Annotated in this window: 5 protein-coding genes, 1 tRNA gene and 1 pseudogene; 1 reads left to right on the top strand and 6 read right to left on the bottom strand. The window is 72.9% G+C overall.

All coding sequences use genetic code 11. From position 1 onward, the window contains the following. Positions 1-578 (top strand): annotated as a pseudogene (locus ABZ281_RS36435) (peptidase M6); the annotation flags it as partial. Between the two features lie 133 nt (positions 579-711). Here ABZ281_RS36435 and ABZ281_RS36440 read toward each other — a convergent pair. The 6 genes from ABZ281_RS36440 to ABZ281_RS36465 all read right to left on the bottom strand — a co-directional run bounded on the left by ABZ281_RS36440 (position 712) and on the right by ABZ281_RS36465 (position 5,174). Continuing rightward, positions 712-785: transfer RNA gene (locus ABZ281_RS36440), tRNA-Lys, on the bottom strand. Next, positions 776-1,435, bottom strand: a complete 660-nt coding sequence (locus ABZ281_RS36445) for a bifunctional DNA primase/polymerase (protein ID WP_356662335.1) — start codon at positions 1,433-1,435, stop codon at positions 776-778. Before ABZ281_RS36445 ends, ABZ281_RS36440 begins: the two co-directional genes overlap by 10 nt. A 134-nt stretch (positions 1,436-1,569) precedes the next feature. After that, positions 1,570-1,938: a hypothetical protein gene (locus tag ABZ281_RS36450; RefSeq protein ID WP_356662336.1), complete on the bottom strand. Its 369-nt coding sequence runs from the start codon at positions 1,936-1,938 to the stop codon at positions 1,570-1,572. Between the two features lie 418 nt (positions 1,939-2,356). Continuing rightward, a complete protein-coding gene (locus ABZ281_RS36455) occupies positions 2,357-3,487 on the bottom strand; it encodes a hypothetical protein (protein ID WP_356662337.1) in 1,131 nt (376 codons plus the stop codon). Beyond that, positions 3,484-3,897, bottom strand: coding sequence for a hypothetical protein (locus tag ABZ281_RS36460; RefSeq protein WP_356662338.1), 414 nt, complete (start codon positions 3,895-3,897; stop codon positions 3,484-3,486). Before ABZ281_RS36460 ends, ABZ281_RS36455 begins: the two co-directional genes overlap by 4 nt. 53 nt (positions 3,898-3,950) lie before the next feature. Then, positions 3,951-5,174: a hypothetical protein gene (locus ABZ281_RS36465; RefSeq protein ID WP_356662339.1), complete on the bottom strand. Its 1,224-nt coding sequence runs from the start codon at positions 5,172-5,174 to the stop codon at positions 3,951-3,953. Between the last annotated feature and the right edge of the window lie 84 nt (positions 5,175-5,258).

The following is a 5,258-nucleotide window of genomic DNA, read 5'->3' on the forward strand; positions in this document are numbered from 1 at the left end:
GGCCCGCGGACGGCAAGGGCGACTGGGACACGCACGTCGGCGACTGGGACCTGATGGGCAGCCAGTTCGGACTGGCCCCCGACCTCTTCGCCTGGCACAAGTGGAAGCTGGGCTGGCTGGATCCGCGGCAGGTGCGGTGCGTGCAGGCAGCCGGGCCGGCCCGGCTGACCCTGGAGCCGCTGGCGGCGGGGCCGGGGAGGGCGACGACGGGGGCCGCGGGGGCACAGGCCTTCGGTCTCGGGCGGGGCACCAAGCTCGCGGTGGTGCGGACGGGGCCCGACAGTGTGCTCGCCCTCGAGGCGCGGGGGCCGGCGGGCAACGACGTGGCCGCGTGCCGGCAGGGGGTGCTCGTGTACCGGGTGCGGGGCGGGGCGCAGTCCGGGGGCGGACCCATCGAGGTGATCGACGCTCATCCGCGCACCGACGCGTGCTGGGAGGACTCCGTCTACCCGCCCCTCGCGGACGCGCCGATCGGCATCGGGGAGAGCTTCACGGTGCCGGGGGAGGGAGTGCGGGTGGAGGTGGAGGGGCGTACGCCTTCGGGGGCGTGGACGGTGAAGATCGCGGTGGGGCGCTGAGAGGGCGGCGGTGTAACGGCGAGAGGCGGGGGTGTGGGTGGCGAAGCCCCCACGGCGCGCGGCGAAGCCGTGCAGAAACGACAGTGGCGGCTTCGTTCGCGTTGTCTGCGAACACAAGCCGCCACCGTTACAGTGCGCCGCCAGGGACTCGAACCCCGGACCCGCTGATTAAGAGTCAGCTGCTCTAACCAACTGAGCTAGCGGCGCCTGCTGACGTCGTAGACCTTAGCATCCTGGTCGGCGGGAGGAAAAATCGAAATCCGCACCGCCGAGCGGGCCGCCCGGACGGCCGCCCAGAGCAGTACTTCGGGGCCGGGGAGCCAGGGCTGACGGGTGTCCGGGGCGACGAGCCAGCGGGGAGCGGAACGGGCGGGGGCGGTGGTCCCGGCGGGCGGCGGAGTGGCGGGGGCGATGCTCTCCGGCGGGGCCGGGACGGTGAGGGAGGTGGTCTCCGCCGGGGCCGGGACGGTCACCGCGTCGCCGGTGCCGTGACACAACAGCGGAGGTACGGCGTCCGTACGGGTGGTTTCCCTGCCGTCCCGTGCGCCCCACTCCTCCCACTCCAGTAGCGCGGGGAGCCGCTGAGCCGTCCCCGGGGCGGCGAACAGCAGCATCCGCCCACGGAACTGCGCGACCGGGCCCGACCCGGCACCGTCGTCCCACAGCCGGTCGAGCATCCGCCGGCCGAACAGCGCGGGCGCGCTGACCACGTCGAAGACCGACCCGCAGGGCAGCACCACAGGGGCGTCCGGCCGCTCCTCCCACAGGGCGAGCGTGCTTCGCGGATACGTTCCTGCCGAGGCGAGCCAGGCGGCCCCGTCCGGGGTGACATCGGAGGCGTTCCATGCGCTGCTCATGGCACCCAGGTATACCCGCCGTGAGCGCCCGGTTCCCGAGGGTTGCGGGAAATCGGGACAGGAGGAGGTGGGAGGGAGTATCTTGCCCGCCTGGCATATGCCAGGTGATCGGGAAGAGGTGGCGCCTTGCCGTGTCAGGCGGAGTCGCCGGGTCCCCGGCCCTCGGCGTCGCCCCGCATCAGATCCCGTCCGAACTCGACCATCTTCTTGGCGTAGTCCTCGGTCCACTCCGCCCGCTCGGAGATGTCCGCCGTCGTCAGCCGGTCGAACCTGCGCGGATCGGCCAGCTGCGCCGCCGCCATCGCCTGGAACTCCACCGCCCGGTCCGCCGCGGCCCGGAACGCCAGCGTCAGCTCCGTCGCCCGGGCCAGCAGGGCCCGGGGGTCGTCGATCGACTCGAGGTCGAAGAAGTGCTCAGGGTCGGAGGCCGCCTCCGCAGGCTCGAAGAGCAGGGGCGCGGGGCGTAGCCGCGATTCGTTCCGACGCGGCGTGGGCTCCGCCATGTCTTCTCCTCCTCGTACGTCGCGCTGGCCCGCCCGGTGGAGTGGGCCACCGTCCATTGTCTCGCGGGCGCGCAAGTGGGCATCGCGGTAGTGGGTACGGCTGTCCCCCCACCCGGCGTTCGTCACGGCTTCCCGGAGCACCGTGTTCCGGCCAGTTCCTCCGGCCGGCGGAGGGGGCGGGTGTGCCCGAGGGCGCCGGTCATGGTCGCCGTCGCCATGTCACCCGGTGGTGCGCCAGGTGCGCCAGGACCGCGTGAGCCGACCTGACCCGCATCATCGGCGCGCTGGGCCCTGAGAGAATCCCCCCCGCGAACGCCACGCACCCCGGGTCATGACCGTCCCGCGTGCTCGAGACCGCCTCCACCGGCCGTCCCCCAGGTACCGTCGCTTCCCCGGCGCCCGAGGCACGATGAGCGGGTCACACTCCCGCGTGGCCACTGCGGGAGAGCTCTCGGCTCCAGTGGGCCAGGGCATGTTCCGCTCCGGGGAGGGCCCGGTGGCTGGACGACTTCGCACGGAGGGCGTCGACCAGGGCGGACAGCAGGGCCGCGGCCTGGTCGGGGAATCCGGCGGCACCGGTCATGACGGCGTGGTTGCGGCGGGCGTCGATGCTGAAGTCGTCGAGCGGCCCCAGGACCTCGACCGCGTCCCGGGCCAGATCGGCCAGGACGTGAACCAGTTGCGGCAACCTGGCCGGGTCGGGCACGAGGTTGCCGGGTGACGGCTCGGTGAGATTCTTGAGCCGCTGCGCGAAGGCGCCCCGGGCACGCAGTCCCGCCAGGGTCCGGTGGGTGTCGTAGGCCGGGTTGACCGCCAGCGCGATGTGGCCCGACCCCTCGACGGTCTGCTGGTGGGGCGTGGGGTATCCGGTGGGGATGATCCCCGCCTGCGGTGCCGGGGTGGTCGGCAGGACCACCGCCAGCCGGTCGTAGAGGGCGGAGAGACCGAGATGGCGGGGCCCGTCGGGTATGCCCTCGTAGAGGATCCTGAGCAGTTCCCCGGTGAAACCCGTCAGTGTTCCCTCGGGCGGGAACAGGGCCTTCAGGGTGGGGCCGCACGCGGTGAGCAGGTGGATGCCGTGACCGTCCGGGCCGAGTGCGCGGCCGGAGAAGCAGCAGTCGAGGATCGCGACCTTGTGTCTCGCCGACGACTCCCGCATCAGGCTGGCGACTTCGGTGAACGGCAGGGCCGGGCTCGGATCGCCCCCGCCGCCGTCCTGGCCGGAGGGGGTGAGGGCCAGGCAGAGACGGTCGTTCCGGCCGAGCAGTCCGTGGCCGCAGTAGGAGAAGAGCAGCAGGTCGACGTTCGGTTCCCGGACCATACGGCGCAGGGGATCCAGTACCTGCCGTGTGTCGGCGGGGTCCAGGACCACCGTGGTCCGGCGCGCGTCGAACACGCCCTGGTCGCCACTGAGGGCGGCCCCGAGGGCTCGGGTCGCGGTCACGGCCTGGGGTATGCAGGACAGGGAGCTGGGGCGGACGTGCCGACCGGTGCCGACGAGCAGCGCGTACGCGGCGGCGGGGCCGGGGCGCCAGACGGCCCAGGTCATCCGTCCCCTCCGGGTGGTGCGACGACGAACCCGGACAGTTGGGCCATGACCTCGGGCAGTCGGGCCTCGTCGTCGACCGCGCCGCTGACCCGGGTGCCGTCGGGCCGCACCACCTCGAACTCGATCCGCCGGTAGGTCGGCCGCCGTTGCTGCAACCAGAGGAAGAAGGTGTTGGTGACTGCCGCGATCATCGCCGCGGAGGCGTTGATGATGTCCACGGCGACGGCGACATCGCCCTGCTCGCCGGGGGCGGGCGGCTGGGTGCGCAGACTCGCGCTGCCGCCCAGCTGGTCCGTGGCGTTGATCCACTCCGCCAAGTCCCGGTTCAGGGAGTCGGCTTGGGCCTGCGTTCCGGGGAAGGCGAAGGTCAGTGCGTTCTCCGGCGGCTGGGACGCGGGTGCTGCGGGCATGTCCAGTGGCTCCTGTTCGTCGGTCGGGTCGTTGCGGGACCGGGGTTCGGCGGTCAGACGCCGGAGCCGAAGTCGGTCCAGCCGGCGTCGGTGCTGCCGGCGGGTGCTCCGTGGCTGGGCATGTGCGTCACGCCTGGCCGCAGCGCGAAGAGTTCGGGCTCGCCGGGCTCCTCGTGGGGCAGGCGGAAGACGGCGGCCGCCTCGTCGGCGTCCACGAGGTCGGCGAGGGCCGTCACCGTTCCCGGATCGCTCAGCCACAGTTGCCCCACGGACAAAGTCCGCAGGAACGCGGGAACCTCCTGCCAGTAGGCCTCCGGCTGCCAGTCCCGGTTGACGCCCATCAGGTTGCCGCAGGCCACCTGATGTTCCTCCCAGCCCGTCGGGCGGACGACGACCGCTCCTGAGCTCGCCGGCGCCACGGTGTGGCTGATGAGACCGGTCAGGACGTCGGACACCGGGGCTTCGCCCTCGACGGCGACCGAGACGCGCGCCCGGTGCAGCCGCCCGGTGTAGCGCCGCGAGGCCTCGTCGTACAGACCGTGCGCCTCCTTCGCGAAGGGGTCGCCCGGCACGGGACCCCCGTATATCGGGTCGGGCTGTCCCGGCGCGGCGAGGGTCCCGAACACCTGCGCTCTCATCGTCAGGCCCTCGGTGAGGCCGGGCGGAGCGGAGCACGGTTCGAGGCACACGCTGACCACGGTCCGCCGCGGCTCCGCGGCCAGTTGGGTCCACACCCGGTCCCAGGAAGGCTCAGGGGCGTCGAACCGGGAGACCGCGGTCGCGATCCGCTCCGCGCCCCAGAGGCGGGTCAGGGTCCGGCAGGTGATGCGCTTGCGGATCTCGGCGATCGCGCCCCACCCCGGTACGAACGGAGCGAGCAGACGCGCGATCTCCGCGGTGTCCTCGATCCGGGTCGCCGTCACGTGCGCCGGGAACCGCGCCAGGGCGGGAAGCGCGTCCCGCGCGGCCCGGACCGCGGCTGCCGGGTCGGCGCCGTACAACTGGGCGATGACGACGGTTTCGATACGTCCGCTCACCGGGTCGCTGATGAACCGCAGATCCCAGCGGGCAGTGGTGCGATCCGTCCAGAGTGCCGCGAGCCAGGTCCGCTCGGCGGCGACCCGGCCGGCTCTGCGCCGGGCTTCGGAGAACTCCGGGTAGAGGCCGCCGGGCAGCGGCACGGGACTCAGCGAGAAGGCGACGTAGGCCCAGCTCTCCCCACTGGGGGCACCGTGCAGCAGAATGCCCTGCGCGTCCTCCGGAGCGGCTTCGGCCATCTGCGCTTCCCTTCCTGGTCCCGCCGGGCTTCGTGGTCCCGCCGGGCTTCCTGGTCCCGCCGGGCTTCCTGGTTCCACCGGGCT

Origin of the sequence: Streptomyces sp. NPDC006265 (assembly GCF_040613555.1) — a bacterium.
GTDB lineage: Bacteria > Actinomycetota > Actinomycetes > Streptomycetales > Streptomycetaceae > Streptomyces.

What these genes read in the sequence shown, in the direction of transcription:
- ABZ281_RS36445 (WP_356662335.1), bottom strand. Translation starts at nt 1,435, where the DNA reads ATGAGCAGCGCATGGAACGCCTCCGATGTCACCCCGGACGGGGCCGCC.
- ABZ281_RS36450 (WP_356662336.1), bottom strand. Translation starts at nt 1,938, where the DNA reads ATGGCGGAGCCCACGCCGCGTCGGAACGAATCGCGGCTACGCCCCGCG.
- ABZ281_RS36455 (WP_356662337.1), bottom strand. Translation starts at nt 3,487, where the DNA reads ATGACCTGGGCCGTCTGGCGCCCCGGCCCCGCCGCCGCGTACGCGCTG.
- ABZ281_RS36460 (WP_356662338.1), bottom strand. Translation starts at nt 3,897, where the DNA reads ATGCCCGCAGCACCCGCGTCCCAGCCGCCGGAGAACGCACTGACCTTC.
- ABZ281_RS36465 (WP_356662339.1), bottom strand. Translation starts at nt 5,174, where the DNA reads ATGGCCGAAGCCGCTCCGGAGGACGCGCAGGGCATTCTGCTGCACGGT.